Annotated in this window: 20 protein-coding genes and 1 tRNA gene; 17 read left to right on the top strand and 4 right to left on the bottom strand. The window is 73.0% G+C overall.

Going from position 1 to position 25,507, the window contains the following annotated elements; translation table 11 throughout:
• Positions 1-244: 244 nt before the first annotated feature.
• Positions 245-2,158 carry an FAD/NAD(P)-binding protein gene (locus ACFVU9_RS35250; protein ID WP_387600604.1) on the bottom strand — a complete coding sequence of 638 codons (1,914 nt, stop codon included), beginning with the start codon at positions 2,156-2,158 and terminating at the stop codon, positions 245-247.
• Positions 2,155-3,114 (bottom strand): amino acid ABC transporter permease, encoded by a 960-nt coding sequence (locus ACFVU9_RS35245; RefSeq protein ID WP_387600601.1) that lies wholly within the window; start codon positions 3,112-3,114, stop codon positions 2,155-2,157. The genes ACFVU9_RS35250 and ACFVU9_RS35245 overlap by 4 nt, the downstream gene beginning before the upstream one ends.
• 504 nt (positions 3,115-3,618) lie before the next feature.
• Here ACFVU9_RS35245 and ACFVU9_RS35240 point away from each other — a divergent pair.
• From ACFVU9_RS35240 to ACFVU9_RS35205, 8 genes are all read left to right on the top strand, one after another.
• Positions 3,619-4,779, top strand: coding sequence for an LLM class flavin-dependent oxidoreductase (locus ACFVU9_RS35240; RefSeq protein ID WP_380440072.1), 1,161 nt, complete (start codon positions 3,619-3,621; stop codon positions 4,777-4,779).
• Entirely contained in the window at positions 4,776-5,276 is a 501-nt protein-coding gene (locus ACFVU9_RS35235) for a GNAT family N-acetyltransferase (protein ID WP_380440074.1), read from the top strand. Before ACFVU9_RS35240 ends, ACFVU9_RS35235 begins: the two co-directional genes overlap by 4 nt.
• A gap of 25 nt (positions 5,277-5,301) precedes the next feature.
• On the top strand, positions 5,302-6,249 hold the full coding sequence (locus ACFVU9_RS35230) for an ABC transporter substrate-binding protein (RefSeq protein ID WP_387600597.1): 948 nt from the start codon (positions 5,302-5,304) through the stop codon (positions 6,247-6,249).
• A gap of 49 nt (positions 6,250-6,298) precedes the next feature.
• On the top strand, positions 6,299-7,285 hold the full coding sequence (locus ACFVU9_RS35225) for an amino acid ABC transporter permease (RefSeq protein WP_380500572.1): 987 nt from the start codon (positions 6,299-6,301) through the stop codon (positions 7,283-7,285).
• A 29-nt stretch (positions 7,286-7,314) separates the two neighbouring features.
• Positions 7,315-8,067: an amino acid ABC transporter ATP-binding protein gene (locus tag ACFVU9_RS35220; RefSeq protein ID WP_380440183.1), complete on the top strand. Its 753-nt coding sequence runs from the start codon at positions 7,315-7,317 to the stop codon at positions 8,065-8,067.
• A 46-nt stretch (positions 8,068-8,113) separates the two neighbouring features.
• Entirely contained in the window at positions 8,114-9,097 is a 984-nt protein-coding gene (locus ACFVU9_RS35215) for an ABC transporter substrate-binding protein (protein ID WP_380496757.1), read from the top strand.
• 75 nt (positions 9,098-9,172) lie between these two features.
• Positions 9,173-10,420, top strand: a complete 1,248-nt coding sequence (locus tag ACFVU9_RS35210) for a serine/threonine-protein kinase (RefSeq protein WP_380440082.1) — start codon at positions 9,173-9,175, stop codon at positions 10,418-10,420.
• A 196-nt stretch (positions 10,421-10,616) separates the two neighbouring features.
• Entirely contained in the window at positions 10,617-11,468 is an 852-nt protein-coding gene (locus ACFVU9_RS35205; protein ID WP_387600593.1) for a fumarylacetoacetate hydrolase family protein, read from the top strand.
• A gap of 76 nt (positions 11,469-11,544) precedes the next feature.
• Here the strand turns inward: ACFVU9_RS35205 and ACFVU9_RS35200 are convergent, their stop codons facing one another.
• Positions 11,545-12,303: a TetR/AcrR family transcriptional regulator gene (locus ACFVU9_RS35200; protein WP_380440185.1), complete on the bottom strand. Its 759-nt coding sequence runs from the start codon at positions 12,301-12,303 to the stop codon at positions 11,545-11,547.
• 194 nt (positions 12,304-12,497) lie between these two features.
• Between ACFVU9_RS35200 and ACFVU9_RS35195 the strand changes: the two genes are divergently transcribed.
• The 3 genes from ACFVU9_RS35195 to ACFVU9_RS35185 all read left to right on the top strand — a co-directional run bounded on the left by ACFVU9_RS35195 (position 12,498) and on the right by ACFVU9_RS35185 (position 17,340).
• Positions 12,498-14,258, top strand: a complete 1,761-nt coding sequence (locus tag ACFVU9_RS35195; RefSeq protein WP_387600590.1) for a DUF885 domain-containing protein — start codon at positions 12,498-12,500, stop codon at positions 14,256-14,258.
• Between the two features lie 247 nt (positions 14,259-14,505).
• The gene (locus tag ACFVU9_RS35190; protein WP_380440088.1) at positions 14,506-16,071 is read left to right on the top strand and encodes an MFS transporter; all 1,566 of its coding nucleotides are present in this window, start codon (positions 14,506-14,508) and stop codon (positions 16,069-16,071) included.
• A gap of 243 nt (positions 16,072-16,314) precedes the next feature.
• Positions 16,315-17,340, top strand: coding sequence for a trypsin-like serine peptidase (locus ACFVU9_RS35185; protein ID WP_380500576.1), 1,026 nt, complete (start codon positions 16,315-16,317; stop codon positions 17,338-17,340).
• A 118-nt stretch (positions 17,341-17,458) separates the two neighbouring features.
• On the opposite strand, the gene ACFVU9_RS35180 is transcribed toward ACFVU9_RS35185, so the two are convergent.
• A tRNA-Arg gene (locus tag ACFVU9_RS35180) sits at positions 17,459-17,530 on the bottom strand.
• Positions 17,531-17,689: 159 nt separating this feature from the next.
• Here ACFVU9_RS35180 and ACFVU9_RS35175 point away from each other — a divergent pair.
• The 6 genes from ACFVU9_RS35175 (at position 17,690) to thrB (ending at position 25,326) form a co-directional block, all read left to right on the top strand.
• Entirely contained in the window at positions 17,690-18,118 is a 429-nt protein-coding gene (locus ACFVU9_RS35175) for a response regulator (protein ID WP_380496763.1), read from the top strand.
• A gap of 84 nt (positions 18,119-18,202) precedes the next feature.
• Positions 18,203-19,864 (top strand): arginine--tRNA ligase, encoded by a 1,662-nt coding sequence (gene argS / locus ACFVU9_RS35170; protein ID WP_387600586.1) that lies wholly within the window; start codon positions 18,203-18,205, stop codon positions 19,862-19,864.
• A 167-nt stretch (positions 19,865-20,031) separates the two neighbouring features.
• A complete protein-coding gene (gene lysA, locus ACFVU9_RS35165) occupies positions 20,032-21,426 on the top strand; it encodes a diaminopimelate decarboxylase (RefSeq protein WP_380496765.1) in 1,395 nt (464 codons plus the stop codon).
• Positions 21,427-21,563: 137 nt separating this feature from the next.
• Complete coding sequence (locus ACFVU9_RS35160) at positions 21,564-22,856, top strand: homoserine dehydrogenase (RefSeq protein WP_380440096.1); 1,293 nt, start codon at positions 21,564-21,566, stop codon at positions 22,854-22,856.
• Between the two features lie 10 nt (positions 22,857-22,866).
• Entirely contained in the window at positions 22,867-23,964 is a 1,098-nt protein-coding gene (gene thrC / locus ACFVU9_RS35155) for a threonine synthase (RefSeq protein ID WP_380440098.1), read from the top strand.
• Positions 23,965-24,387: 423 nt separating this feature from the next.
• Positions 24,388-25,326 (top strand): homoserine kinase, encoded by a 939-nt coding sequence (thrB, locus tag ACFVU9_RS35150; protein WP_329927985.1) that lies wholly within the window; start codon positions 24,388-24,390, stop codon positions 25,324-25,326.
• Positions 25,327-25,507 lie beyond the last annotated feature (181 nt).

The following is a 25,507-nucleotide window of genomic DNA, read 5'->3' as shown; positions in this document are numbered from 1 at the left end:
GGGGGGGGGGGGGGGGGCCGGGGGGGGCCGCGGGGGGGGCCGCTCCGGGGGCTGGATGATTTTCCGACTGCCGACTCTGTGGGTGGGGTGTTCTCACCGTTGGCAGTCTGAAAATCACCCGTCACGCCCCTCTCCGCGGCCACCCCCTCCGCCACCCCCTCCCGCAGCGCACCCTCTCGCCTGTGGGGGGAGGGGGAAGGGGGGTGGTTGAGGGGGTGCGTTGGTGCGGCGCGGTGGGGGGGCTTCAGATGGCCAGTGCCGGGGTCGGGTGGGTGGCCATGGTTTGTAGCAGGGTTCGGGCGGTGGAGTCGTTCTGGCGGAAGCCCAGGGAGTTGGTGCGGGGGCGGGCGAAGGCCGAGGCGGCGCGGAGGGTGGTGTGGGGGCCCATGGCGGTGCGGCGCGGGTGTGGGGCGCCGTTCAGGGCGGGGTCGATGAGGCGGCTGTCGTGTGGGGAGATCGCGATCAGGCCGGAGTGGTGGGTGTACTCCTCGTCGGTCAGGACTTCCTCGACGACCCGGTGGGTGTGGTGCAGGTCTTGCAGGACGGGGTCCGCGGTGCGGCCGATGGTGTGCTTCGGGAGGTAGGCCTCGATGAGGGCCGTCGCGGTGACGGTGTGGCCGGGGACGGTGGTTCCGGAGGCTCGCCAGGTGCCGTCGGCCTCGTTCCGGGTGATCCGGATGCCCGCGCCGAGGAACCGGACCACGCCGGCCTCGGAGAGCGCGAGCAGCTGGCGCAGCCGGAAGCCGGGCGGGCCGGAGGCGAGGTGGTTGAAGTAGCCGAAGAACCACCCGTCGACCTCCTCCGCGATCGACCGGGCGGTCAGCAGCCCGGAGCCGATCACCCGGGGGAGCTGGCCGAACAGCGAGAGCAGGGCGAGGAACGCGCCGAGGTCGGCGCTGTGGGCGGGGTCGGCGCGGCGGTCGGCGTCGGCGGTGATGTAGGCGCGCAGGTGGGCCTGGAGTTCGTCTGCGGACCTCAGTTCTGTTCCGGCCAGCGGGCGGTCGAGCCGTTCGAAGTCGAGCCGGTCGGCGGGGTCGGGGACGGCTTCGGCGACGAGGGCGGCGAGTTCGGGGGTGTACCAGCCGTACCGGTCGTAGCGGGCGAGGAACCCGGCCCAGGGCAGGGCGGTGCGTTCGGGGTGTGCGTGGAACAGTTCGTGGTAGTAGCCGAAGCCGACCTCCTTGGCCATCAACGGCCAGACGTCGCGGCGCAGTTCGAGCGGCCCTCCGGTGGCGAGGACGGCGTCGACGGCGGCCGCGCCGAAGTAGCGGGGGAGCGGGGCGGGCGGGCCTTGGAGGCGGTAGCCGGTCTTGGAGTGGTAGGGCACGCCGCGCCGGGAGCCGAGGTGGAGTACCGGTTCGCGGCCGGAGGGGTGGTAGCGCAGCCCGTCCGGGGTGGGTTCGTAGTGTCCGCCGCGGCCTTCGGTCAGGAGCGTGATCAGGTCGACCGCGGCCAGGCCGAGGCCGCGCAGCACGGTGTGCTCGCCGGGGGCGAGGCCCGTGAGGTCGGCGTCGGCGGTGTAGGCGGGCGGGAGGTGGAAGCGGCCGTGCCGGGCGGCGAAGTCGGCGTCGGCGTCGTGGCGGGGGTGCGGGGTGGAGTCGAGGTGGCCGAGGGTGAGGGCGACGTGGTCGGCGGTGAGCGTGCGGTCGCCGAGGTGGACGGTCTGCGGGCCGTCGGCGGGGCCGTCGATCCGCCGGACGGTGTCCCGGTGGACGGTCACGGTGACGTGCGGCGGCAGGTCGGCGACGGCGCGGCGGAACACCCAGTCCAGGTAGGCGCTCTGGGCCCGGCGGGTGGGGAAGTCGGTGGGGGCGAGGGTGCGCAGCTCGGCCCGCACGGCCGGGTCCGCGACCTCCCGGTAGGGCGCGAACCCGTGCCGGCGGCGGGCCCATTCGGCGAGCGAGGGGCCGGGGCGGACCGGGCCCTCGATGGTGGAGTGCTCGTCGGTGAACATCGTGACGTCCTCGGCCATCGAGTTCATCCGCAGCAGCGGGGACTGGTCGTGCCGCCAGATCCGGCCCGCGCCCGGCGGGTGCGGGTCGACCAGGTGGACGTGCAACGGCCGGTCGGCGGGCAGGAGTTCGGGGGCGTTGGCGGCGATCCGCTCCAGCAGCCCGGTGCCGCGCGGGCCCGCCCCGACGATGACGAGAACGCTCATGCCCCGACCGCCCGCCGGAGGGCCGCCCGGGCGCGCTGGAGCGGGGTGGGCGGCAGCCCGTCCCGGGTGGCTCCCCTGGCGTAGTGCCGTTCGACGTAGTACTGGCCGACGGACAGGACGGTGGTGATCACCAGGTACCAGATGGTGGCGACCATCAGCATCGGGATGACCTGGTACGACTGCAGGTAGACCAGCTGGACCGAGTACAGCAGGTCGGACACGGCCAGCACGCTGACGATGCTGGTGCCCTTGAGGGCGCCGATCAGCATGTTCCCCGCGGTGGGCACGATCGCCCGCATCGCCTGCGGCACGACGATCCGGCGCAGCACCCGCCACCGGCCGAGACCGAGCGCGGCCGCGGCCTCCAGCTGCCCGCGGTCGACGGACAGGATGCCGCCGCGGATCACCTCGGCCGCGTACGCGGTCTCCAGCAGGGTGAGGCCGATGACGGCGGTGAGGGTGGGCCCGATCAGGTTGACCGTCTTCACGGTGACGAACTCCGGGCCGAACGGGATGCCGAGGCCGAGGGTCGGGTAGAGCGCGCCGATGTTGAAGAAGAACAGCAGCTGGACCAGCGGCGGGGTGGAGCGGAAGAGCCAGATGTAGCCCCAGCTCAGCGTGCGCAGCACCGGGTTGGCGGACAGCCGCATGGTGGCGAGCAGGGTGCCGAGCACGAAGCCGAGGCCGAGCGTGACGGCGGTGAGCCAGAGGGTCAGGCCGAGCCCGTCGAGGACGGACCGCGCGGTGAACCACTCGGCGACGACGCCCCACTGGAAGGCGTCGTTGCGGACGACCGACGCGACCGCCATGACGAACAGCAGCAGGGCGACCGCGGCGGCGATCCACTGGCCGGGGCTCCGGCGGGCGACGATCCGGGCCTCGGCGGCGGGGTCCGGGGGCGGTGCGGGGCGGGCGGTCGGTGCGGGGGAGGGGAGGACGTCCGGCGGAGTGGCCATGGCGGAGGCTCCTGGCGGGAGGCGGGAGGTACGGGTGTCGTCACGTACGGCCGTCACGCCGGCCCGCGTCCCTCAACACGGCCGGCTCTGTGCTCCGCCGTGATCGTAGGCTGCGGCGCGCGCGGGCTGTCAAGGGTGACCAGGAGTCGCGGGAGGACGTCGAGAGATTGCAACAGCGCTGCAATGATGGGCGGTTGACGTACCGCTCGGGCCGCTGGTCAACTTGAGGCCATGTACGCCGAGCAGCTCCTGGTCACCCGCGACCACATCGACTTCGGTCGGGTGTGGTCGGCGGCGTGTCCGGCCTGACCCGGCAGCGGACCGCCGTCCTCCCTCACCGAGGGCTTTCCTGACGGCCTTCCCGACAGCCGTGCGCTGCCGCTCCCCCCGGCCTCACCCACTGCGCTCCGGCAGTTCCCTCGCCCGTCACGTACCCGTGCTCACGGCCGCCCCGCCGCGGCCGCCTCCGGCACGCCCGGATCCGCCCATTCGAAAGGTTCCGCCATGCCCGTCGAGTTCCTCGGCATCGCCGCCACCGGCGACGGTTCGGAGACCACCGCCCGCACCACCGCCGCCTTCGACCGCGACTACACCCTGCGGCTGGCCCGCGCCCACGAGGACCACGGCTGGGACCGCGTCCTGTTCGCGTACGGGGCCGGGTCGCCCGAGCCGGCCGCGGCCGCCGCGTTCCTCGCGTCGAAGCTCGACCGGCTGCAGATCCTGCTCGCCCACCGGCCGAACGTCTCCTACCCGACCTTCGCCGCCAAGACCTTCGCGACGCTCGACCAGATCAGCGGCGGCCGGCTCACCGTCCACTTCATCACCGGCGGCAACGACCACGAGCAGCAGCGCGAGGGCGACTTCCTCACCAAGGACCGCCGCTACGACCGCACCCGCGAGTACATCGGCATCGTCAAGAAGGCCTGGACGAGCCGCGAGCCCTTCGACCACGAGGGCGAGCACTACCGCTTCAACGACTTCGTCTCGGACGTCTTCCCCGTCCAGCAGCCGCGCCCCGGCGTCTCCTTCGGCGGCTCCTCGGACGCCGCCTACGCGGCCGGCGGCGCCGAGGCGGACGTCTACTGCCTGTGGGGCGAGCCGCTGGCCCGCACCGCCGAGCAGATCGAGCGGGTGAAGGAGGCGGCGCGCGCCGCCGGGCGCACCGACGTGCCGCGGATCCAGGTGGCCTTCCGGCCGATCGTCGCGCCGACCGAGGAGCTGGCCTGGGAGAAGGCGCACCGGACGGTGGACGCGATCAGGGCCCGCCGGGCCGGCGGGGAGCTGGTGCGCCGCGGCCGGCCGCTCGGCGCCGATGCTCCGGAGAACACCGGTTCCCAGCGCCTCGTCGAGATCGCCGAGGCCGGCGAGCGCTACGACCGCGCGCTGTGGACCCCGACCGCGGCGGCCACCGGCGGGGCCGGCAACTCCAACGCCCTGGTCGGCACGCCGGAGACGGTCGCCCAGGCCCTGCTCGACTACTACGACCTCGGCGTGGACATCCTCTCCGCGCGCGGCTACGACCTGCTGGACGACGCGATCGACTTCGGCCGGTACGTCATCCCGCTGGTCCGCGAGGAGGTCGCCAAGCGGGACGCCGCGAAGGCGGCGGCGCGGGCGAAGCAGGCCGAGCGCGACCGGCACCAGCTGATCGCGGTGCAGGCGTGAGCGAACCAGCCCATGCGGTGGCGGCCCGTGCCTTGGAGATCCGGCGCGTCACGGTCGACGATCCCCTGGTCGAGCCGCTGCTGCGCGAGCTGACGCACGAGTACACCAGCCGCTACGGCCCCGCGGGGCAGGTCGAGATGACCCGCTACCCGGCGGACGCGTTCGCCGAGCCGCACGGCCTGCTGCTCCTCCTGCTGGAGGACGGCGGGCCGGTGGCCGGCGGCGCGTACAAGCGCTACGACGAGCACACCGCCGAGCTCAAGCGGATGTGGACGGCCTCGGCGCACCGCCGCCGCGGCCTGGCCCGCCGGGTGCTGGCCGAGCTGGAGCGGGCCGCGCTCGCCGCCGGGTACCGCCGGATCTTCCTCACGACCGGTCCGCTCCAGCCCGAGGCCAGGGGCCTCTACCTGGCGGCCGGCTACACACCGCTGTTCGACGTCACCGCCGATCCCGTGGCGATCGGCCCGCTGCCGTTCGAGAAGCACCTCTTCCACTAGCGCACGACCGCACGAAAGGCCTTCCGTGAGAACCACTCCCGTCCGCCGCCTGCTCGCGGCCACGACCGCCCTGCTGCCGGTCCTGGCGGTGGCCGCGTGCGGCGCGGACCCGAAGATCCCGGGCGCGCCCGGTGCGAGCCGACTGGCCGCCGCGGCGGGCCAGGACGTCGTCTCCGGGATTGCCACGTCGGACGCGGCGGCCGCCCTGCTGCCCGAGGAGGTCCGCGCCGCCGGCACGGTGAGGTTCGGCACGTCCTTCGGCTACCCGCCGAGCGCCTTCTACGCCGACCAGGCCACGAAGAAGCCGGCCGGGATCGACATCGACATCACCGACGCCGCCGCCAAGGTGCTCGGCCTCACCGTGCAGCGCGAGGAGGCCGCGTTCGAGACGATCCTGCCCGCCCTCGACAGCGGCAAGTACGACGTCGGCACCGGCAACTTCGGCGTCACCGCGGCCCGGCTGAAGACCATCGACTTCGTCACCTACATCGACGACGGCCAGGGCTTCGCGGTGCGCAAGGACGATGCGGGTGCCAAGCCCGTCACCGATCTCGTCCAACTGTGCGGGCTGACCATCGGCACCGGCGCCGGCACCACCTTCGAGACCACGCTGAACGCGAAGAAGAACGTGTGCGCCGAGGCCGGGAAGAAGCCGTACGAGGTCAAGGCGTTCAGCGACAGCGGCGCCGTGCTCACCGGCCTCCAGCAGGGCCGGATCGACATCGTGATGTCCACCATCAACGGCCTGCGCTACCAGGCCGCGCAGGAGGCCTCGGGGACGCGCTTCCTCGGCGAGTTCCACCGGCTGGACGTCGGCTTCGCGTTCAAGAAGGGCTCCCGGCTGACACCGGCGTTCCGGGCGGCCGTCAACCAGCTGATCAAGGACGGGACGTACGAGCGGATCCTGCGCAAGTGGGGCGTCACCGACTCGGCGATCCCGGAGTCCCTGATCAGCCCGCCCGAACACCCATGACCCCCGGGTCCGTCGGAAGAGCCCCCGGGCCCGTTGGAGGAGTCCCCGCATGACCGTCACCGACACCACCGCCGTCCGCAGACCCGCCGGCACCGCGCGCGGGCCCGGGCACGTCGACCTCGACGAACTGGCCGGGCTGCGGACCGTCCCGGCCCGGCACCCCTGGCGGCTGGCCACCGGGCTGGCCGCGGTCGTGGTCCTCGCCCAGTTCGTCCACGGCCTGGCCACCAACCCGGGCTGGGACTGGGGCACCTTCCGGCTCTACTTCACCGCCGACGTGATCGTCCGCGCAGTCGGCCGCACCCTCGAACTCACCGCCTACGGCACCGTCCTGGGCTTCCTGCTGGGCGCCGTCGTGGCCGCGATGCGGCTGTCGCACAGCCGCATCCTGCGGACCGTCGCGTGGGCGTACGTGTGGGCGTTCCGCTCGATCCCGCTGATCGTCCAGCTGGTGTTCTGGTTCAACCTCTCCTACCTCTACAAGCGGTTCGGCCTCGGCATCCCGTTCGGCCCGACCTTCGGCGGCTTCGAGACGATGAACGTGCTCAGCGCGCTCGGGGCCGCCGTGCTCGGCCTCGGGCTGCACCAGGCCGCGTTCGCCGCCGAGATCATCCGCGGCGGCATCATCGCCGTCGACGCCGGCCAGCGCGAGGCCGCCGCCGCGCTCGGCATCCCACGCCTCCGCCAGGCCTGGCGGATCGTCCTGCCGCAGGCGATGCGCGGCATCCTGCCGTCCGCCGCCAACGAGGTGATCTCGCTGCTCAAGGGCACCTCGGTGGTCTACGTGATGGCCATCGGCGAGCTCTTCTACCAGGCCCAGGTGGTCTACGGGCGGACCGGCCGGGTGGTGCCGCTGCTCATGGTCGCCACCGTCTGGTACGTCCTGCTCACCACCGTCCTGTCCGTCGGCCAGTACTACGTCGAGCGCCACTTCGCCCGCGGCGCCGAGCGCACCCCGCCGCCCACCCCGCTCCAGCGCGCCCGGACGTTCCTCCGGGGCCCCGGCGCGGCCCGCAGCCCGGAAGGACAGTCGTGACCACCCTGACGAAGACCGAGGCGGCCCCCATGGTGCAGGTCCGCGGCCTGCACAAGAGCTTCGGCCCGCTCGCCGTCCTGCGCGGCGTCGACCTGGACGTCCCGGCCGGATCGGTGACCGTCGTGCTGGGCCCCTCCGGCTCCGGCAAGTCCACGCTGCTGCGCTCGATCAACCACCTGGAGAAGCTGGACCGCGGCTTCGTCGCCATCGACGGCGAGCTGATCGGCTACCGGCGCTCCGGCGACCGGCTGCACGAGCTCAGGGAGCGCGAGGTGCTGCGCCAGCGCACCCACATCGGCTTCGTGTTCCAGGGCTTCAACCTGTTCCCGCACCTCACCGTGCTGGAGAACCTGGTCGAGGCGCCGGTCAGCGCGCTGCGCAGGCCGAAGGCCGAGGCCAGGGCGGCGGCGCTGCGGCTGCTGGAGCGGGTCGGGCTGGCCGACAAGGCGGACGCCTACCCGCGGCAGCTCTCCGGCGGGCAGCAGCAGCGGGTGGCGATCGCCCGGGCGCTGGCCCTGGAGCCCAAGGTGCTGCTGTTCGACGAGCCGACCTCGGCGCTGGACCCGGAGCTGGTCGGCGAGGTGCTCGACGTGATCAAGGACCTCGCCCGCAGCGGCACCACGATGATCGTCGTCACCCACGAGATCGGCTTCGCCCGCGAGGTCGCCGACACCGTCGTCTTCATGGACGGCGGCGTGGTGGTCGAGCAGGGCCCGCCGGCCGAGGTCCTGGACCGCCCCCGGCAGGAGCGCACCAAGGCGTTCCTCGCCAAGGTCCTCTGAATCCGCACCCCTTCAGAAATCCCCTTCCCCGTACAGGAGTTCCGCCATGTCCCTGCCCCGCCGCGCCCTGGTCGCCGCAGTCGCCGCCGTCTCCCTCCTCGGCCTGGCCGCGTGCGGCGGCCCCGCGGGCGCCGAGGCGGAGCTCGCCCCGGCCAAGGGCAGCACCGCGCCGGACGGCACGACGGTCAACCTGACGGCCGACCAGAAGCGCGTCACCACGCCCAAGGTGGACGCCATCGCGGCGCTCGTCCCGGAGGAGATCCGCAGACGCGGCACGCTGACCGTCGCCGACAACCTCGGCACCACCCCGCCGCTGGAGTTCTACGCCGACGACGACAAGACCGTCATCGGCGTCGAGCCGGACATCGCCTCGCTCATCGGCAACGTGCTCGGCCTCAAGGTCGAGTTCAACCCGGTGTCCTGGGAGAACATCTTCGTCGGCCTGGACGCCGGCAAGTACGACGCCGGCCTGTCCAACATCACCGTCACCGAGGCCCGCAAGGAGAAGTACGACTTTGCCACCTACCGGCTCGACATCCTCGGCTTCGAGGCCAAGAAGGGCAGCGGCCTGAAGGTGACGGGTGCCAAGGACCTCGCGGGCCGGACGGTCGGCGTCTCCTCCGGCACCAACCAGGAGAAGCTGCTGATCGCCTGGAGCGAGGAGGACGTGCGCAACGGCCTCAAGCCCATCGACATCAAGTACTTCCAGGGCGTCGAGTTCTACCTCGCGCTCTCCTCCGGCCGGATCGACGCCTACGTCGGCCCCAACCCCAGCCTGTCCTTCCACGCCAAGCAGAGCGGCGAGACCGAGGTCGTCGGCACCTACTCGGGCGGCGGCGCCGACGTCCTCGGCAAGATCGCGGCGACCACCAGGAAGGACAACGGGCTGGTCAAGGCGCTCAACGCGGCGATCGAGGAGACGATCAGGAACGGCACCTACGCGCAGGTGCTCAAGCGCTGGGGCCTCGCCAACGAGGCCGTGCAGAGCTCCGAGATCAACCCGCCCGGGCTGCCGAAGACCGCGTCCTGATCCGTTCACCCGTTCGTCTTCCCCCGCCGCTATGGTGGTCCGCCCGGCGGCGAACGCCGGGCGGAGGAAATGGACTTGGGGGGAGACATGCAGGCGGGGGACGTGCTCGACGGCCGCTACCGGCTGGAGTCGCTGCTCGGCCGGGGCGGCTTCGGCTCGGTCTGGCTGGCCACCGACGCGCGGATGGGCCGCAAGGTCGCGGTGAAGGTGCTGCTGGAGGAGCACGCCACCGACCGGGAGGCCGTCAGCCGGTTCATCCGCGAGGCCCGGACGGCCGGCGGGCTCGCCGGCCCGCACATCGTGACGGTGCACGACTACGGCCGGGTGCCGGCCGGGGGCGGCTCGGGGTCGGGGTCGGGTGAGACCCACTACCTCGTCATGGAGTACGTCCGCGGCCGCTCGCTCGCCGACGTCCTCAAGGACGGCGTACCCGACCAGGCCGACGCCCTGCGCTGGGCGCGCCACGTGTGCCGGGCGCTGGACGCCGCGCACCGCGAGGGCATCGTCCACCGGGACATCAAGCCCGAGAACGTCATGATCGCGGAGGACACCGGCAAGGCCAAGGTGCTCGACTTCGGCATCGCCCGCCTGCTCACCCAGAGCGCCGTGCTCACCTCCACCGGCAACATCGTCGGCACCGTGCCCTACCTGGCCCCCGAGGTCTGGTCCGGTGCCGGCGCGGACAGCCGGGCCGACCTCTACGCGCTGGGCGTCATGCTGTACCAGCTGTGCACCGGCCGGCGGCCGTTCCAGGCGTCCTCGGCCGCCGAATACATGTACAAGCACCTGGAGGAGGTCCCGGCGAGGGTCCGCACCGCCGACCCGGCGCTCGGCGACCTCATCGCCCAGCTCCTCGCCAAGGACCCCGCCGACCGGCCCGCCGACGCCGCCGAGGTGCACCGCAGGCTGCGCGAGGTCCGCCCCGGCGCGCCCGGCCACGGCGACCCCGGCCCCAGCCCCGAACAGCTGCGCCGGCGCGCCGACCAGGCCTGGCGGCTCGGCGCGGGCGGCGCGCCCGGGGAGGCCGTGGCGATGCTGCCCGGGATCATCCGCGACCTCGCCCGGATCTGCGGCCCGGCCGACCTCCGTACCCTGCGCACCTGCCACGACCTGGCGGTCTTCCTCGCCCGCGACGGCAGCAGGGGCGCCGCCGTCGCGCTGCTGCGCGAGCTCGTCCCGGCCCTCGCCGCCGCCCCGGAGGCCCGGGCCGACGTGCTGCGCGACCTCGGCCGCTGGGAGCGCGAGCTCCCCGCCGAGGGCCCGGGCGAGCCCCGGGCCCTGACCCTCGACGGCCTGCTCGCCGGCGGCCCGCGGAACGGCTGAGGCACCGACGGGGGTGAAGGGTGTCAACCGTGCGGGACGCCGATTCGGGCCTTCCCCGGGCTGTAGGAATTGATAGGAATTCGCCCACCGGGACGGTCTGGATCGCCCGCGGCGCCGTTGATATACCTCGTTGCCAGACTCGGGACCGGTGTGCGGCCGGCCCGGTGACCTGCGACGAAATGGTGGTGACGGATCGATGAAGCTCCTCCGTGTCGGACCCCCGGGCGCCGAGCGTCCGGTCGTGCTGGGTCAGGACGGCACCGGTTACGACCTCTCCGGCCGGACCCGGGACATCGACGGGTCCTTCCTGGCCGGACTGGACGCGGCCGCGCTCGCCCGGAACGTGGCGGCCGGCCTGCTGCCCGAGGTCGACCTCGCCGGGCAGCGCGTCGGCGCCCCGGTGGCGCGGCCGGGCAAGGTGGTCGGGATCGGGCTCAACTACCGCGACCACGCGGCCGAGGCCGGGGCCGCGATCCCGGACGAGCCGGTGATCTTCCTCAAGCCGAGCTCGACCGTGGTCGGCCCCTACGACGAGGTCCTGGTGCCGCGCGGCGGCGACAAGACCGACTACGAGGCCGAGCTGGCCATCGTGATCGGGCGCCCGGCGAGCTACCTGGCCGGCCACGCCGAGGCGGCGCGGGTGATCGCGGGCTACACGATCGCCAACGACGTCACCGAGCGCGCCTTCCAGCTGGAGCGCGGCGGCCAGTGGGCCAAGGGCAAGTCGGCGCAGACGTTCACCCCGCTGGGCCCGTGGCTGGTCACCGCCGACGAGGTGGCCGACCCCCAGCGGCTGCCGCTGCGGCTCTGGGTCAACGGCGAGCTCCGGCAGGACGGCAGCACCGCGCACATGATCTTCCCGGTGCTCGAACTCGTCCGCTACGTCAGCCAGTTCATGGCCCTGGAGCCCGGCGACGTGATCGTCACCGGTACCCCGGCGGGCGTCACCCTGGGCCACCCGGGCGCGGCGTTCCTGGCCCCGGGCGACGTCGTCGAGATCGAGATCGACGGCCTCGGCCGCCAGCGCCAGGTGCTCGGCAAGGCCTGAGCACCCGCCGCCCGACCCCAGGCACGGGGGTCGGGAGGCCACCCCGGCTCCACCGTTCCACCGCGGCCCGCGCCCCCTACCGCCCGGCCGCCAGCACCGCCCGCAGCCGCTCCGCCCGCGGCGCGTCCGGCCCCTCCAGCGCGAGCAGCGCGGCCAGCACCTGCGCCGTCTGCGGATCGTGCAGCGCCGTCGCCGCCGCCATCGCCGTGAACTGGTCGACCAGCCAGTCGCGCAGCTCGGCCACCGGCAGCGCGCGCCCCTCGTCCAGCCAGCTGAGCGAGGCCCCCTCGACCACCGCGATCCACGACCGCACCAGCAGCGTGAGCCGCGGGCCCGCCTCCCGGACGCCCAGGTGCCGCAGCGTGCGCCGCAGCGCCGCCCGCCGGACGTCGTCGACGATCGCCGAGGTGCGGGCCGTCTCCACCACCGAACCGCCGCGCAGCAGCGCCGAGTAACCGGCGTCGTGCTCGGCGACGAACGCGAAGTAGCCGTCCAGGACGGCCGACAGCTGCTCGGACGGCGTGCCGGTGAGCGGGACGGCGAAGCGGCTGGTCAGCTCGTCGGCGGCGGTGCGCAGCGCGGCCTCGTAGAGCTGCTGCTTGCCGCCCGCGAAGTAGCGGTAGACGAGCGGCCGGGAGGCCCCGGCGGCCTCGGCGACGTCGTCCAGGCCGACCTCCTCGGGCGCCCGGGTGGCGAACAGCTCCAGGGCCACCGCGATGAGCTGCTCGCGCCGCTGCTGGACCGGCAGCCGCCGGTAGCCGGTGCGGCGCGGCCGCGGTCCGGGGTCGGCCGGGGGGTCCGCCGGGCCGGATGCGGTGGCGGGGCGGGCATCCATGGCGCTCATGGCCGTCAGCGTAATGGGCGTCGGGACGATCGGATCCTGTCGGGCGCCGATGTTCTCGAACGGCTGTTTGCGGGTGCCTTCCGAACGGTTGTCGCGGCGCGCGGCCGGTCGCCGCCCTCCCGTGGGCCACCCGTACCGGGGGGCAAGGGGGTTGCATTCGGCCCGTGCCGCGAAATGATGTCCGAATGGTTGAAGAACTGATCACCTCCGACGGCCCCACCCCGCGCCGCATCGCCGACGGCTACGTCCGCGACCTCGCCGAGCTCGACCCGCTGACCGCGGTCTACCTGGGGCTGAACCCCGAGGACGACCGGCTCCCCGACCTGTCCCCGGCCGGCGCGGAGGCGGTCGCCGACCTCGCCCGCCGCACCCTGGACCGGCTGGCCGAGGCCGAGCGGGCCGGCGCCGCCGAGGACGAGGCCGAGCGCCGCTGCGCCCGGCTGCTGCGCGAGCGGCTGACCGCCGAACTCGCCGTCCACGACGCGGGGGAGGGCTACCGCGCGGTCCGCAACCTGGGCTCGCCGGTGCACAACACGCGTGACGTCTTCACCCTGATGGCCACCGAGACCGAGGAGCAGTGGGCGGTCGTCGGCCGCCGCCTGGCCCGGGTGCCGGTGGCGCTGGCGCAGTACCGGGAGACGCTGGAGGGCGGCATCGAGCGCGGTCTGCTCTCCGGCCCCCGCCAGGTCGCCACCGTGGTCGGGCAGTTCGGCGAGTGGCTGGCCGATGGCGACGTGCCGGCGGGAGAGGCGCCGCGAAGCGGCTCGGACGAGGGTGGTGGCGGGCGACGGGGGGGCTGGTTCGGGCAGTTCGTGGCGCAGGCGCCGGAGGCCCTGCGCGAGGAGCTGTCGGCGCACGCCGTCGCCGCCGCGGACGCGCTGGCCGAACTGCGCGACTGGCTGCGCGACGTCTACGGCCCGGCCGCCGCCGGCACCCCGGACACCGCGGGCCGCGAGCGCTACGGCCGCTGGGTCCGCTTCTGGACCGGCTCCGACCTGGACCTCGACGAGGCCTACGCCTGGGCCTGGGGCGAGTTCCACCACCTGCTCGCCCAGATGGAGAGCGAGGCCGAGAAGGTCCGCCCGGGCGCCGGCCCGATGGAGGCGATGAAGTGGCTGGAGACGGACGGCGAGGGCCTCGCCGGCGCCGAGGCCGCCCGTGAGTACCTCCAGGGCCTGATGGACCAGGCGATCCGCGACCTCCAGGGCACCCACTTCGACCTGGCCGAGCCGGTCACCCGGGTCGAGTCGATGATCGCCCCGCCCGGCAGCGCCGCCGCGCCGTACTACACCGCCCCCTCGCTGGACTTCACCCGCCCCGGACGGACCTGGCTGCCGCTGCTCGGCCGCGAGCGCTTCCCGGTGTGGGACCTGGTGTCGACCTGGTACCACGAGGGCGTCCCCGGCCACCACCTGCAGCTCGCGCAGTGGAACTACGTCGCCGACCGGCTCTCCACCTACCAGGTCAGCCTCGGCGGCGTGAGCGCCAACCTGGAGGGCTGGGCGCTGTACGCCGAGCGCCTGATGGACGAGCTCGGCTACCTGACCGACCCGGGCCACCGCCTGGGCTACCTCAACGCGCAGATGATGCGGGCGCTGCGGGTCATCGTCGACATCGGCATGCACGCCGGCTTCGACTTCCCCGCCGAGTCCCCGTACCGGCCGGGCGAGCCGGTGAGCCCGGAGGCCGCCCGCGAGTTCTTCGGCCGCTACTGCGGCCTGTCCGCGGACTTCCTGGACAGCGAGCTGGTCCGCTACCTGGGCATGCCCGGCCAGGCGATCGGCTACAAGCTGGGCGAGCGCGCCTGGCTGCGCGGCCGCGCAGCGGCGAAGGCGGCGCACGAGGCGCGCGGCGAGGAGTTCGACCTCAAGGCCTGGCACATGGCGGCGCTGTCGCAGGGTTCGCTCGGCCTGGACGACCTGGTCGAGGAGCTGTCGGCGCTGTAGCGGCCGGGCCGTCCGGGCCCCGGTCCGCCGGGGCCCGGACGCACGGTCCGGACGGCGGGGCGCGGACGTAGGCCGACGGTCGCAGGACCCCGGTCGTACGGCCTGGTCCTTTCGTCTCGCACCTCTTATTCCATTGGTCCGATATGGGTCGATTTGGTGAGGTTTTTCCTTGCCATTCGTCCGCATGCGCGTTTGGCTGGAAGGCGACTGCGTGACCTCTCCGTAAGCACTCCGGAAGGCTCGACCAGTGTCTGCGCAAACCGCCACCGGTCATGACGCCGCGGACAGCCGCCGCTGGTGGGCATTGGCGGTCATCGCCATCGCCCAGCTCATGATCGTCCTCGACATCACCATCGTGAACATCGCGCTGCCCTCGGCTCAGCGGGACCTCGGGATCTCGGACGCCGACCGGCAGTGGGTGATCACCGCCTACACGCTCGCCTTCGGCGGACTGCTGCTGCTCGGCGGACGGCTGGGCGACCTCTTCGGCCGCAAGCGCGTCTTCACCATCGGCCTGCTGGGCTTCGCGCTCGCCTCCGCCGTCGGCGGCGGCGCGACCGGTCCGGCCATGCTCTTCGGCGCCCGTGCCCTGCAGGGCGCGTTCGGCGCCCTGCTCGCCCCGTCCGCGCTGGGGCTGCTCTCGACCACGTTCACCAACCCGAAGGAACGCAGTACGGCCTTCGGGATCTTCGGCGCGATCGCCGGCAGCGGCGCCGCGATCGGCTTCATCGCCGGCGGCCTGCTGACCGAGTACCTGAACTGGCGCTGGTGCCTGTTCGTCAACACCCCGATCGCCGTCGCCACCGCCTTCGCGGCCTTCTACGTCCTGGACCGCGACCACATCGCCAAGGGGCGGCGGGTCAGGCTGGACCTGCCGGGCGCGGTGCTCGGCTGCACCGGTCTGCTCGCCATCGTCTTCGGCACCTCCGAGGCCGTCACCCGCAGCTGGGGCGACGCACTGGTGATCGGCTCGCTGGTCCTCGGCGCGGCGCTGATCGCGGCGTTCGTCCTGGTCGAGCGGCGCACCGCGCACGCGCTGCTGCCGATGCACATCGTCGCGGACCGCAACCGCGGCGGCGGCGCGCTCTCGGTGGGGCTGGCGATGGTCGGCATGTTCGGCCTGTTCCTGTTCCTGACCTACTACCTGCAGGTCATCAAGCACTTCTCGCCGGTGGTCACGGGCGTCTCCTTCCTGCCGATGACGGGCGCGATCGTGCTGAGCTCGACCGGCATCGCGGCCCGGCTGATGACCCGGGTGCCGTCCCGGCTGCTGATCGGCCCGGGGCTGCTGCTCGCGGCGGCCGGCATGGCCTGGCTGACCCAGATGAAGGTGGACAGTCCGTGGGCCGCCATGGTGCTCCCGGCGGTGCTGCTGCTCGGCTTCGGCATGGGCCTGGTGTTCATGCCGTCGATGAGCCTGGCCACCCTCGGGGTCGCCCCGAACGAGGCCGGCGCCGCCTCGGCCACCATCAACTCGGCCCAGCAGGTGGGCGGTTCGTTCGGTACGGCGCTGCTGAACACGGTCGCGGCCAGTGCCACGGCGACGTACCTGTCCACCCGGCTCGTGCGGACGCCGCTGGTCCAGGCGCAGGGCGCGGTGCACGGCTACGTCATCGCGACCTGGGTGGCGATGGGCGTGCTGCTGCTGGCGGCGGTGATCGCGTTCCTGATGATCGACCACCGCCCGGCCCCCGGCGAGGCCACGGGCGTCCCGGGTGGCGCCGACGCCGCCGAGGCCGTTGCCGCCGTGGACGGGCAGCCCAGTGCCAAGGCGGGTGCGACCGCCCCGGCGGAGCGCCAGCGCGCCACCTGAAAGTTTCCGCAAGGTCTCGCAGTCAACCTCCGGCGCCTCCTCGACCCCTGGTCACCGTCCAGGGACCGGGGAGGCGCCGCCGTGCTGCCCGGAAGCCTTCGTCGGTGCGGACGGGCCGGAGTCAACTGCCGCCGGGTGACGGCTTTTCTCATGGAGCTTCAAGTCTCGGGTAACAACTTTTCCAGCCGGAGGCGTCATAGTCAGTGACCGGACAACGCCGCCTCCCGGGCAGGAGAGACTCGCATGGGCCAGCACAGCCGCCGCACGACCCCGCGACGCAGATTCCTGGCTCCGACCCTGTTCACCGCGCTCTCGGCGCTCACGGTGGCCGCCGTCGTGACCGGCATGCACTCGCTGAGCCCGTCCGAGGCGACGGCCGCGAGCAGTCCCACCCGCACCTCCCCGGCGGCGACGGCACCCGCGTCGCCCTCGGCCACCGCGGCTCCCACGACCCCCGCGGCCCCCGCGTCGACGTCACCGCTCGCCGAGCCCACGCCGTCGAGCACCCCGACGCCGACCGCCGACACCCCGACGCCCACACCCACACCCACGCCTACTCCTACTCCGACGGCCACCGCCACCGTCACCAAGGCCCCCGGCACCCGCACGGTGAACCTCGGCACCACCGCGGCCGCCCCGGCGACCTCCGAATCGTCCACCGTCGGCGCGCTGTTCAGCGGCTCCGTCGCGGCCGGCAACCACTTCTGCACCGCCAGCGTGGTGCACAGCGCCACCGGCAACCTCCTGCTCACCGCCGCGCACTGCCTCACCAGCACCGACGGCGTGGTGTTCGTGCCGGGCTACCGCAACGGCACGGCCCCGTACGGCACGTGGCAGGTGACCGCGATCCACACCACCACCGACTGGTCCCAGAAGGGCGACGTGGACGAGGACTTCGCGATCCTGGAGACGGCCCCCAGCAACGGCCGCAAGGTCGAGGACGTGGTCGGCGCCAACCGCCTGGGCACCGACGAGTCGTTCGGCGCGACCGTCCGCCTCTACGGCTACCCGGCCGACTCCGAGTCCCCGAGCCTGTGCACCAACGCCAGCGACAAGCAGAGCACCTACCAGCGCGTCATCGACTGCCCGAGCTACCCGGCCGGCACCAGCGGCGGCCCGTGGATCGACACCGCGACCGGGGACGTCGTCGGCGCCATCGGCGGCTACCAGCAGGGCGGGGACACCGACGACGTGTCCTACAGCGCCTACTTCGACCACACGATCGCGACGCTCTACTCCCAGGCCGAGGCCGCCGCCTCCGCCTCCTGAAGCCCGCCGCCCGGCCGCCCACCCCGCGGCCGGGCGGCGTCTCCGCCGGCGTGGTCCGGAAAACGACGAAGGCCCAGATCCGTGGAACAACTCCACTGATCTGGGCCTCGGTTGCAAGTGCCCCCGGTAGGATTCGAACCTACGCACCCGCCTCCGGAGGGCGGTGCTCTATCCCCTGAGCTACGGGGGCCTGCTCTTGCCGTCGGGGCCTGCGCTCCGACGTGGAGAACACTACCAGGCTCCGGCCGTGGTCCGTGCACGGGTTTCGCACCGGGCCGGCCGGGCGCCCGCCGGGCGGAAGTCGGGAAAGGCCGGACGGGGCGGCGGCCCCGCCGATACCCTCGGTGAGGTGTCGGGAGAGTCCGGGCGGGTCCTCGTGGTGGACGACAGCGAGGTGATCCGCCAGCTGATCAGGGTCAACCTCGAACTCGAGGGTTTCGAGGTGGTGACCGCCGCCGACGGTGCCGAGTGCCTGGAGGTGGTCCGCCGGGTGCGGCCGGACGTGGTGACGCTGGACGTGGTGATGCCGCGTCTGGACGGCCTGCGGACGGCGGCCCGGCTGCGCGCGGCGCCCGGCACCAGCGGGCTGCCGATCGCGATCGTGAGCGCCTGCACCCCGGCGGACCTGGATCTGGGGGAGGCGGTGGGGGTGGACGGCTACCTCGGCAAGCCCTTCGACCCGGCGGACCTGGTGGCACTGGTGCGCCGCCTGATGACCCTGGGCGGGCGGCCCGGCGGGTTTCGCCCTGAGCGAACAGAGCGCACAGATCGAGGCTGACACCGCCGCCGGGGCGCCGCACGGGCGTCTCAACCGGCAAACCGAGTGGCGGGCGGGCACCCCGTCTCGCCTACGCTTGGCGTCGTGACCCCCGCAGAGCTTTCCCAGGCAATCCAGGCCGCCGTGAGCGCCGCCGTCGAGGCGGGCGAGCTGGCCGTCGCCGTGCCCGAGCACGTGACGGTCGAGCGGCCCAAGAACAGGGACCACGGCGACTACGCGACCAACGTGGCCCTCCAGCTCGCCAAGGCGGCCGGCAAGCCGCCGCGAGCCGTCGCCGAGGCGCTGGCCGACCGCCTGCGAGGGATCACCGGCGTCGCCAAGGTCGACATCGCCGGTCCGGGCTTCCTGAACATCACCCTGGACACCGCCACCGCCGGTGCGCTCGCCCGCACCGTCGTCGAGGCCGGCGAGGCCTACGGGCGCAACGAGGCCCTCAAGGGCCTGAAGATCAACCTGGAGTTCGTCTCCGCCAACCCGACCGGCCCGATCCACATCGGCGGCGTCCGCTGGGCGGCCGTCGGCGACTCGCTCGCCCGCGTCCTGCGGGCCTCCGGCGCCGACGTCACCACCGAGTACTACCTCAACGACGCCGGCGTGCAGATCACCAAGTTCGCCGCCTCGCTGCAGGCCGCCGCGAACGGCCGGGAGGTGCCCGAGGGCGGGTACGTCGGCGAGTACATCGTCGACATCGCCAAGGCGATCACCGGCGCCGTCCCGGGCCTGCTCGACCTGCCCGAGGCCGAGCAGCTGCAGGTCTTCCGCACCGAGGGCCTCAAGCTCATGGTCGCCGAGATCAAGCGCTCGATGGACGAGTTCGGCACCCACTTCGACGTCTGGTTCTCGGAGAAGTCGCTGCACGACTCCGGCGCCGTCGAGAAGGCCATCACCCGGCTGCGCGAGCAGGGCCACGTCTTCGACCAGGACGGCGCGGTCTTCCTGCGCACCACCGACTTCGGCGACGACAAGGACCGCGTCCTGATCAAGGCCGACGGCGACACCACCTACTTCGCCGCCGACGCCGCCTACTACCTGTCCAAGCGCGACCGCGGCACCGACGTCGCGCTCTACATGCTGGGCGCCGACCACCACGGGTACGTCAACCGCCTCAAGGCCATCTCGGCCTGCGCGGGCGACGACATGAACCACAACATCGAGGTGAAGATCGGCCAGTTCGTGAAGATGCTTCGCGACGGCGAAGAGGTCCGCATGTCCAAGCGGGCCGGCAACATCATCACGATCGACGACGTCGTCGAGTGGATCGGCGTGGACGCCGCCCGCTACACGCTGGCGCGCTCCTCCACCGACTCGACGATCACGCTCGACATCAACCTCCTGACGAGCCAGACCAACGAGAACCCGGTCTTCTACGTCCAGTACGCCCACACCCGGATGTGCGGCGTGGCCCGCAAGGCCGCCGAGCTGGGCGTGGACAAGGGCCCGGCCGAGCAGTTCAAACCCGAGCTGCTCGCCACCGAGTGGGAGTCCGACGTCCTCGGCCACCTCGCCGAGTTCCCGCGCGTGCTGGCCACGGCCGGCGAGCTGCGCGAGCCGCACCGGGTCGCCGTGTACCTGGAGAAGCTCGCGAGCAAGTACCACCGCCTGTACGAGAACTGCATGTTCCTGCCCAAGGGCGACGAGGAGCTCAACGACACGCACCGGGCCCGCCTCTGGCTGGTCGAGGCGACGCGTACGGTGCTCGCCAACGGGCTCACGCTCCTGGGCGTGACGGCGCCCGAGCGGATGTAGGAACCACCCCCAAGCGCACAGCGGGGGCGGCTGACGGTCAACGGGGACCGTCGCCGCCCCTCGCCATAGGTCTCGAAGGACTATGTAGACATGAGCGAGCGAAGCGAGCGAGTCAAGAGAATGGCGGCGCGCGGCGAATGCCCTGCCGAGCGCAGCGAGGTGGGCGCATGAGTCGTTCTGCACACCCCGCAGGCCCCCGGCACGGGGACGTGCTGCCCGAGGGCCACTACCAGGCCCCGCCGGCCGACCTGAACGCGCTCGACCCCAAGGTCTGGTCGCGCACCGTGGCCCGCGACGCCGAGGGCGTGGCCACCGTCGCCGGGATCGACGTCAAGACGCTGGCGGCCGAGTTCGGCACCCCGGCCTACGTCATGGACGAAGAGGACTTCCGCACCCGGGCGCGTGCCTGGCGCGACGCCTTCGGCGCCGACGCGGACGTCTACTACGCCGGCAAGGCGTTCCTCTCCAAGGCGGTCGTGCGCTGGCTGCACGAGGAGGGCCTGAACCTCGACGTGTGCAGCGTCGGCGAGCTGGTCGTGGCGCTGGCCGCCGGGATGCCGGCCGAGCGGATCGCGCTGCACGGCAACAACAAGTCGGTGGACGAGCTGGAGCACGCCGTGAAGGCGGGCGTCGGCCACGTCGTCGTCGACTCCTACGAGGAGATCGAGCGGCTGGCCGCGATCGCCGCCCGGCACGGCGTCCGCCAGCCGGTGCTGATCCGGGTCACCGTCGGCGTCGAGGCGCACACCCACGAGTTCATCGCGACGGCGCACGAGGACCAGAAGTTCGGCCTGTCGCTGACCGGGGGAGCGGCCGCCGAGGCGGTGCGCCGGGTGCTCGGCCACCCGACGAGCCTGGAGCTGCGCGGCATCCACTCGCACATCGGCTCGCAGATCTTCGACATGGCCGGTTTCGAGGTGGCCGCCCGCCGGGTGGTCGGCCTGCTGGGGCAGGTCCGCGACGAGCACGGCGTCCAGCTGCCCGAGATCGACCTGGGCGGCGGCCTCGGCATCGCCTACACCAGCGACGACGACCCCCGCGAGCCGGCCGAGATCGCCGCCGCGCTGGCCGACATCGTCCGCCGCGAGTGCCGGGCGGCCGAGCTGGACGTGCCGCGGCTGAGCGTGGAGCCGGGCCGGGCGATCGTCGGCCCGACCGCGTTCACGCTGTACGAGGTCGGCACCGTCAAGCCGCTGGAGGGCCTGCGCACCTACGTCAGCGTGGACGGCGGCATGTCCGACAACATCCGCACCGCGCTGTACGACGCCGAGTACTCGGTGGCGCTCGTGTCGCGCACCAGCGACGCCGAGCCGATGCTGGTCCGGGTGGTCGGCAAGCACTGCGAGTCCGGCGACATCGTCGTGCGGGACGCCTTCCTGCCGGCCGACCTCGTCCCGGGCGACCTGCTCGCGGTGCCCGCCACCGGCGCGTACTGCCGCTCGATGGCGAGCAACTACAACCACGCCCTGAAGCCCCCCGTGGTGGCCGTCAAGGACGGTGCGGCGCGGGTGATCGTCCGGCGCGAGACGGAGGAGGATCTCCTGCGTCTGGATATCGGATGACGAAATTCTTGTCTCAGATCATGGAACGACCGTAGATCCGTGCGGAAAGTCCCCGAGACTGGTACGGACCGAAGTTCCCGGCGGCCCGAGAAAACCGCCGGAATTACCGAAGCACGATGAATGCAGAGCGGAGTCGGATGATGCGTACGCGCCCGCTGAAGGTGGCGTTGCTGGGCTGTGGTGTGGTGGGCTCCGAGGTGGCGCGCATCATGACGACGACGGCCGACGACCTCGCCGCGCGCATCGGTGCCCCGGTCGAGCTCGCCGGCATCGCGGTCCGCCGGGCCGGCCGGGACCGCCCCGGCGTGCCCGCGCACCTGCTGACCACCGACGCCGAGGCCCTGATCAACCGCGGCGACATCGACGTGGTGATCGAGGTCGTGGGCGGCATCGAGCCGTCCAAACACCACATCCTGTCGGCGTTCAAGCAGGGCGCCTCGGTGGTCAGCGCCAACAAGGCGCTGCTCGCCCAGGACGGTGCCGAGCTGCACGCGGCCGCCGCGGCGGCCGGGGTGGACCTGTACTACGAGGCCGCGGTGGCGGGGGCGATCCCGCTGCTGCGCCCGCTGCGCGAGTCCCTCGCCGGCGACAAGGTGAACCGGGTGCTCGGCATCGTCAACGGCACCACCAACTTCATCCTCGACAAGATGGACACCACCGGCGCCGGCTACTCGGAGGCGCTGGAGGAGGCCACCGCGCTCGGCTACGCCGAGGCGGACCCGACCGCCGACGTCGAGGGCTTCGACGCCGCCGCGAAGGCCGCGATCCTGGCCGGGATCGCCTTCCACACCAAGGTGACCGCGGCGGACGTCTACCGCGAGGGCATCACCGAGGTGACCGCGGCCGACATCGCCTCGGCCAAGGCGATGGGCTGCGTCGTCAAGCTGCTCGCGATCTGCGAGCGGGCCGCCGACGGCGAGTCCGTCACCGCGCGCGTGCACCCGGCGATGATCCCGCTGTCGCACCCGCTGGCCTCCGTCCGCGAGGCGTACAACGCGGTGTTCGTCGAGGCCGAGGCGGCCGGGCGGCTGATGTTCTACGGCCCGGGCGCCGGCGGCTCGCCGACCGCCTCGGCGGTGCTCGGCGACCTGGTCGCGGTGTGCCGCAACAAGCTCAACGAGGCCACCGGCCCCGGTGACTCGGTGTACACGCAGCTGCCGGCCAAGCCGATGGACGAGGTCGTCACCCGCTACCACGTCAGCCTGGACGTGGACGACCGCGCCGGTGTGCTCGCCCAGGTGGCCTCCGTGTTCGCCGAGCACGGCGTCTCCATCGACACCGTGCGCCAGCAGGGCCGTGACGGCGACGCCTCGCTCGTCGTGGTCACCCACCGTGCCACCGACGCCGCCCTGTCGGCGACGGTCGACAAGCTCCGCGCGCTGGACAGCGTGCGGGACGTGGCCAGCATCATGCGGGTCGAAGGGGAGTAAGGAACTAGCCATGAACGCCGTTGCCGAGAACGTCGTCCGAGGCGCGCACACCCACCAGTGGCGCGGCCTGATCGAGGAGTACCGCGACCGCCTGCCGGTCACCGCGGCCACTCCGGTGGTCACCCTGCTCGAAGGCGGCACGCCGCTGGTCCCCGCCCAGGTGCTGTCCGAGCGCACGGGCTGCGAGGTCTACCTGAAGGTCGAGGGCGCCAACCCGACCGGCTCCTTCAAGGACCGCGGGATGACGATGGCCATCTCCAAGGCCAAGGAGGAGGGCGCGCAGGCCGTCATCTGCGCCTCCACCGGCAACACCTCGGCCTCCGCCGCCGCGTACGCGGTGCGGGCCGGGATGGTGTCGGCGGTGCTCGTCCCGCAGGGCAAGATCGCGCTGGGCAAGATGGGCCAGGCGCTGGTGCACGGCGCCAGGATCCTCCAGGTCGACGGGAACTTCGACGACTGCCTGACGCTCGCGCGCGAACTGTCCGAGAAGTACCCGGTGGCGCTGGTGAACTCGGTGAACCCGGTGCGCATCGAGGGCCAGAAGACGGCCGCCTTCGAGATCGTCGACATGCTCGGCGACGCCCCGGACATCCACGTCCTCCCGGTCGGCAACGCGGGCAACATCACCGCGTACTGGAAGGGTTACCGCGAATACGCCACCGACGGCCTGGCCTCCCGCACCCCGCGGATGTGGGGCTTCCAGGCCTCCGGCTCGGCCCCGATCGTGGACGGCGCGCCGGTGCTCAAGCCGCAGACCATCGCCACCGCGATCCGGATCGGCAACCCGGCCTCGTGGGACTTCGCGCTCGCCGCGCGGGACGAGTCGGGCGGCCTCATCGACAAGGTGACGGACCGTCAGATCCTGTCCGCCTACCGGCTGTTGGCCTCGCAGGAGGGCGTCTTCGTGGAGCCCGCCTCGGCCGCCTCGGTGGCCGGTCTGCTGGCCAAGGCGGAGGCCGGCCTGGTCGACCCGGGCCAGCGGATCGTCTGCACCGTGACCGGCAACGGCCTCAAGGACCCGGACTGGGCGGTGGCCGGTGCGCCGCAGCCGCAGATCGTCCCGATCGACCCGGAGGCGGCGGCCCGGCGCCTGGGCCTGCTCGACTGACCCACCGGAACGGGCCCGCCGGAACGGGCCCACCGGGCCCACCGGGCAAAAGGCCTGATGCCCCACCGGACCGCGACGGGCCGACCCTTTCGGGGGTCGGCCCGTCAAAGTTCTCGACTGACACTTTTGTGTCAATTCCACTGCGCATTCCGAACCGATTCCGCCCCGCCCTTTGACCGGGTGGGGTGCGCATTCCGGCCAGAAGCGGCAACACACCAGATCGAAGGCCCACGGGGTGTACCACTGGGGAACCTCTCTTCGATACTCTGGGTCCGGCCGTGTGGCACATGCCCCGGGTCCGTCCCCCTCGCGGGCCGCACCGACGACTGTGACCGCCCGCCCCGGTACGGGGCCCGCGGCCCGCCTCCCCACCCCCGCACCGAGGCGCTCCGCGCCGCCGAATTCCCCAGGAGAGTCCACCGCATGGCCGGTCCCGCGTTCCGTGCCGCCGCCGTCCGGGTCCGGGTCCCCGCGACCAGCGCCAACCTCGGTCCGGGCTTCGACGCCTTCGGACTCGCGCTGGGCCTGTACGACGACGTCGTCGTCCGGGTCGCCGACTCCGGCCTGTCCGTCGACATCGCCGGCGAGGGCGCCGACTCGCTGGCCCGCGACGAGCGCCACCTCGTCGTCCGCTCGATGCGCGCCGCCTTCGACCGCCTCGGCGGCCAGCCGCGCGGCCTCGAAGTGGTCTGCGCCAACCGGATACCGCACGGCCGGGGCCTCGGCTCCTCGTCGGCGGCCATCTGCGCCGGCCTCGTGGCCGCCCGCGCCGTCACCATCGGCGGCCCGTCCGCGCTGGACGACGACGCGCTGCTGGACCTCGCCTCCGAGCTGGAGGGCCACCCCGACAACGTCGCGGCCTGCCTGCGCGGCAACTTCACCGTCGCCTGGACCGACGAGGAGTCGGCCAAGGCGGTCGTCCTGGAGCCGTCCGAGCGGGTCGTGCCGGTCGTCTTCGTGCCCGCCACCGAGGTGCTCACCAAGACCGCCCGCGGCCTGCTGCCCAAGACCGTCCCGCTCGGCGACGCCGCGGTGAACGCGGGCCGCGCCGCGCTCATGGTCGAGGCGCTGACCCGGCGCCCCGAGCTGCTGCTCGCCGCCACCGAGGACCGGCTGCACCAGGACTACCGCGCCTCCGCGATGCCCGAGAGCGCCGGACTGGTGGGCGCCCTGCGCGCGGAGGGCATCCCCGCCGTCATCTCCGGGGCCGGCCCGACCGTCCTCGCGCTCACCGACGAGGCGGGCGCCGACAAGGTGCTCTCCTTCGCCGGGCACCACGGCCACGGCGGCGACCCGGCGTTCGCCGCGCACCGCCTGGAGCTCGACCGCACCGGCGCCACGGTGCTCCCGCTGGACGCCTGAGCAGCACGTCCGGGCGGTCCGCCCGGGCCCGGCGGCGGCACGCCCGCAGCCGGGCCGTCCGGACACGATTGGCAAGCGCAAGGCTGGGGAATGTGTGAGGGGGTCGGTAGTGTTAACCTCATTGCTGCACCAGGTGCCCTCCGGGGCTCGGTGCGCCGCGTCCCGATCCCAGCACTCCGCT

It is taken from the genome of Kitasatospora sp. NPDC057936, assembly GCF_042887525.1.
Taxonomy (GTDB): Bacteria; Actinomycetota; Actinomycetes; order Streptomycetales; family Streptomycetaceae; genus Kitasatospora.
The sequence above is the reverse complement of the archived record's forward strand: the minus strand, read 5'-3'. Positions and strand labels throughout refer to the sequence as shown.

Excerpts from the sequence above, each read along its gene's own strand:
- ACFVU9_RS35250 (WP_387600604.1), bottom strand. The coding sequence starts at position 2,158 with ATGAGCGTTCTCGTCATCGTCGGGGCGGGCCCGCGCGGCACCGGGCTG.
- ACFVU9_RS35245 (WP_387600601.1), bottom strand. The coding sequence starts at position 3,114 with ATGGCCACTCCGCCGGACGTCCTCCCCTCCCCCGCACCGACCGCCCGC.
- ACFVU9_RS35240 (WP_380440072.1), top strand. The coding sequence starts at position 3,619 with ATGCCCGTCGAGTTCCTCGGCATCGCCGCCACCGGCGACGGTTCGGAG.
- ACFVU9_RS35225 (WP_380500572.1), top strand. The coding sequence starts at position 6,299 with ATGACCGTCACCGACACCACCGCCGTCCGCAGACCCGCCGGCACCGCG.
- ACFVU9_RS35220 (WP_380440183.1), top strand. The coding sequence starts at position 7,315 with ATGGTGCAGGTCCGCGGCCTGCACAAGAGCTTCGGCCCGCTCGCCGTC.
- ACFVU9_RS35215 (WP_380496757.1), top strand. The coding sequence starts at position 8,114 with ATGTCCCTGCCCCGCCGCGCCCTGGTCGCCGCAGTCGCCGCCGTCTCC.
- ACFVU9_RS35205 (WP_387600593.1), top strand. The coding sequence starts at position 10,617 with ATGAAGCTCCTCCGTGTCGGACCCCCGGGCGCCGAGCGTCCGGTCGTG.
- ACFVU9_RS35200 (WP_380440185.1), bottom strand. The coding sequence starts at position 12,303 with ATGGATGCCCGCCCCGCCACCGCATCCGGCCCGGCGGACCCCCCGGCC.
- ACFVU9_RS35195 (WP_387600590.1), top strand. The coding sequence starts at position 12,498 with ATGGTTGAAGAACTGATCACCTCCGACGGCCCCACCCCGCGCCGCATC.
- ACFVU9_RS35185 (WP_380500576.1), top strand. The coding sequence starts at position 16,315 with ATGGGCCAGCACAGCCGCCGCACGACCCCGCGACGCAGATTCCTGGCT.
- lysA (WP_380496765.1), top strand. The coding sequence starts at position 20,032 with ATGAGTCGTTCTGCACACCCCGCAGGCCCCCGGCACGGGGACGTGCTG.
- ACFVU9_RS35160 (WP_380440096.1), top strand. The coding sequence starts at position 21,564 with ATGATGCGTACGCGCCCGCTGAAGGTGGCGTTGCTGGGCTGTGGTGTG.
- thrC (WP_380440098.1), top strand. The coding sequence starts at position 22,867 with ATGAACGCCGTTGCCGAGAACGTCGTCCGAGGCGCGCACACCCACCAG.
- thrB (WP_329927985.1), top strand. The coding sequence starts at position 24,388 with ATGGCCGGTCCCGCGTTCCGTGCCGCCGCCGTCCGGGTCCGGGTCCCC.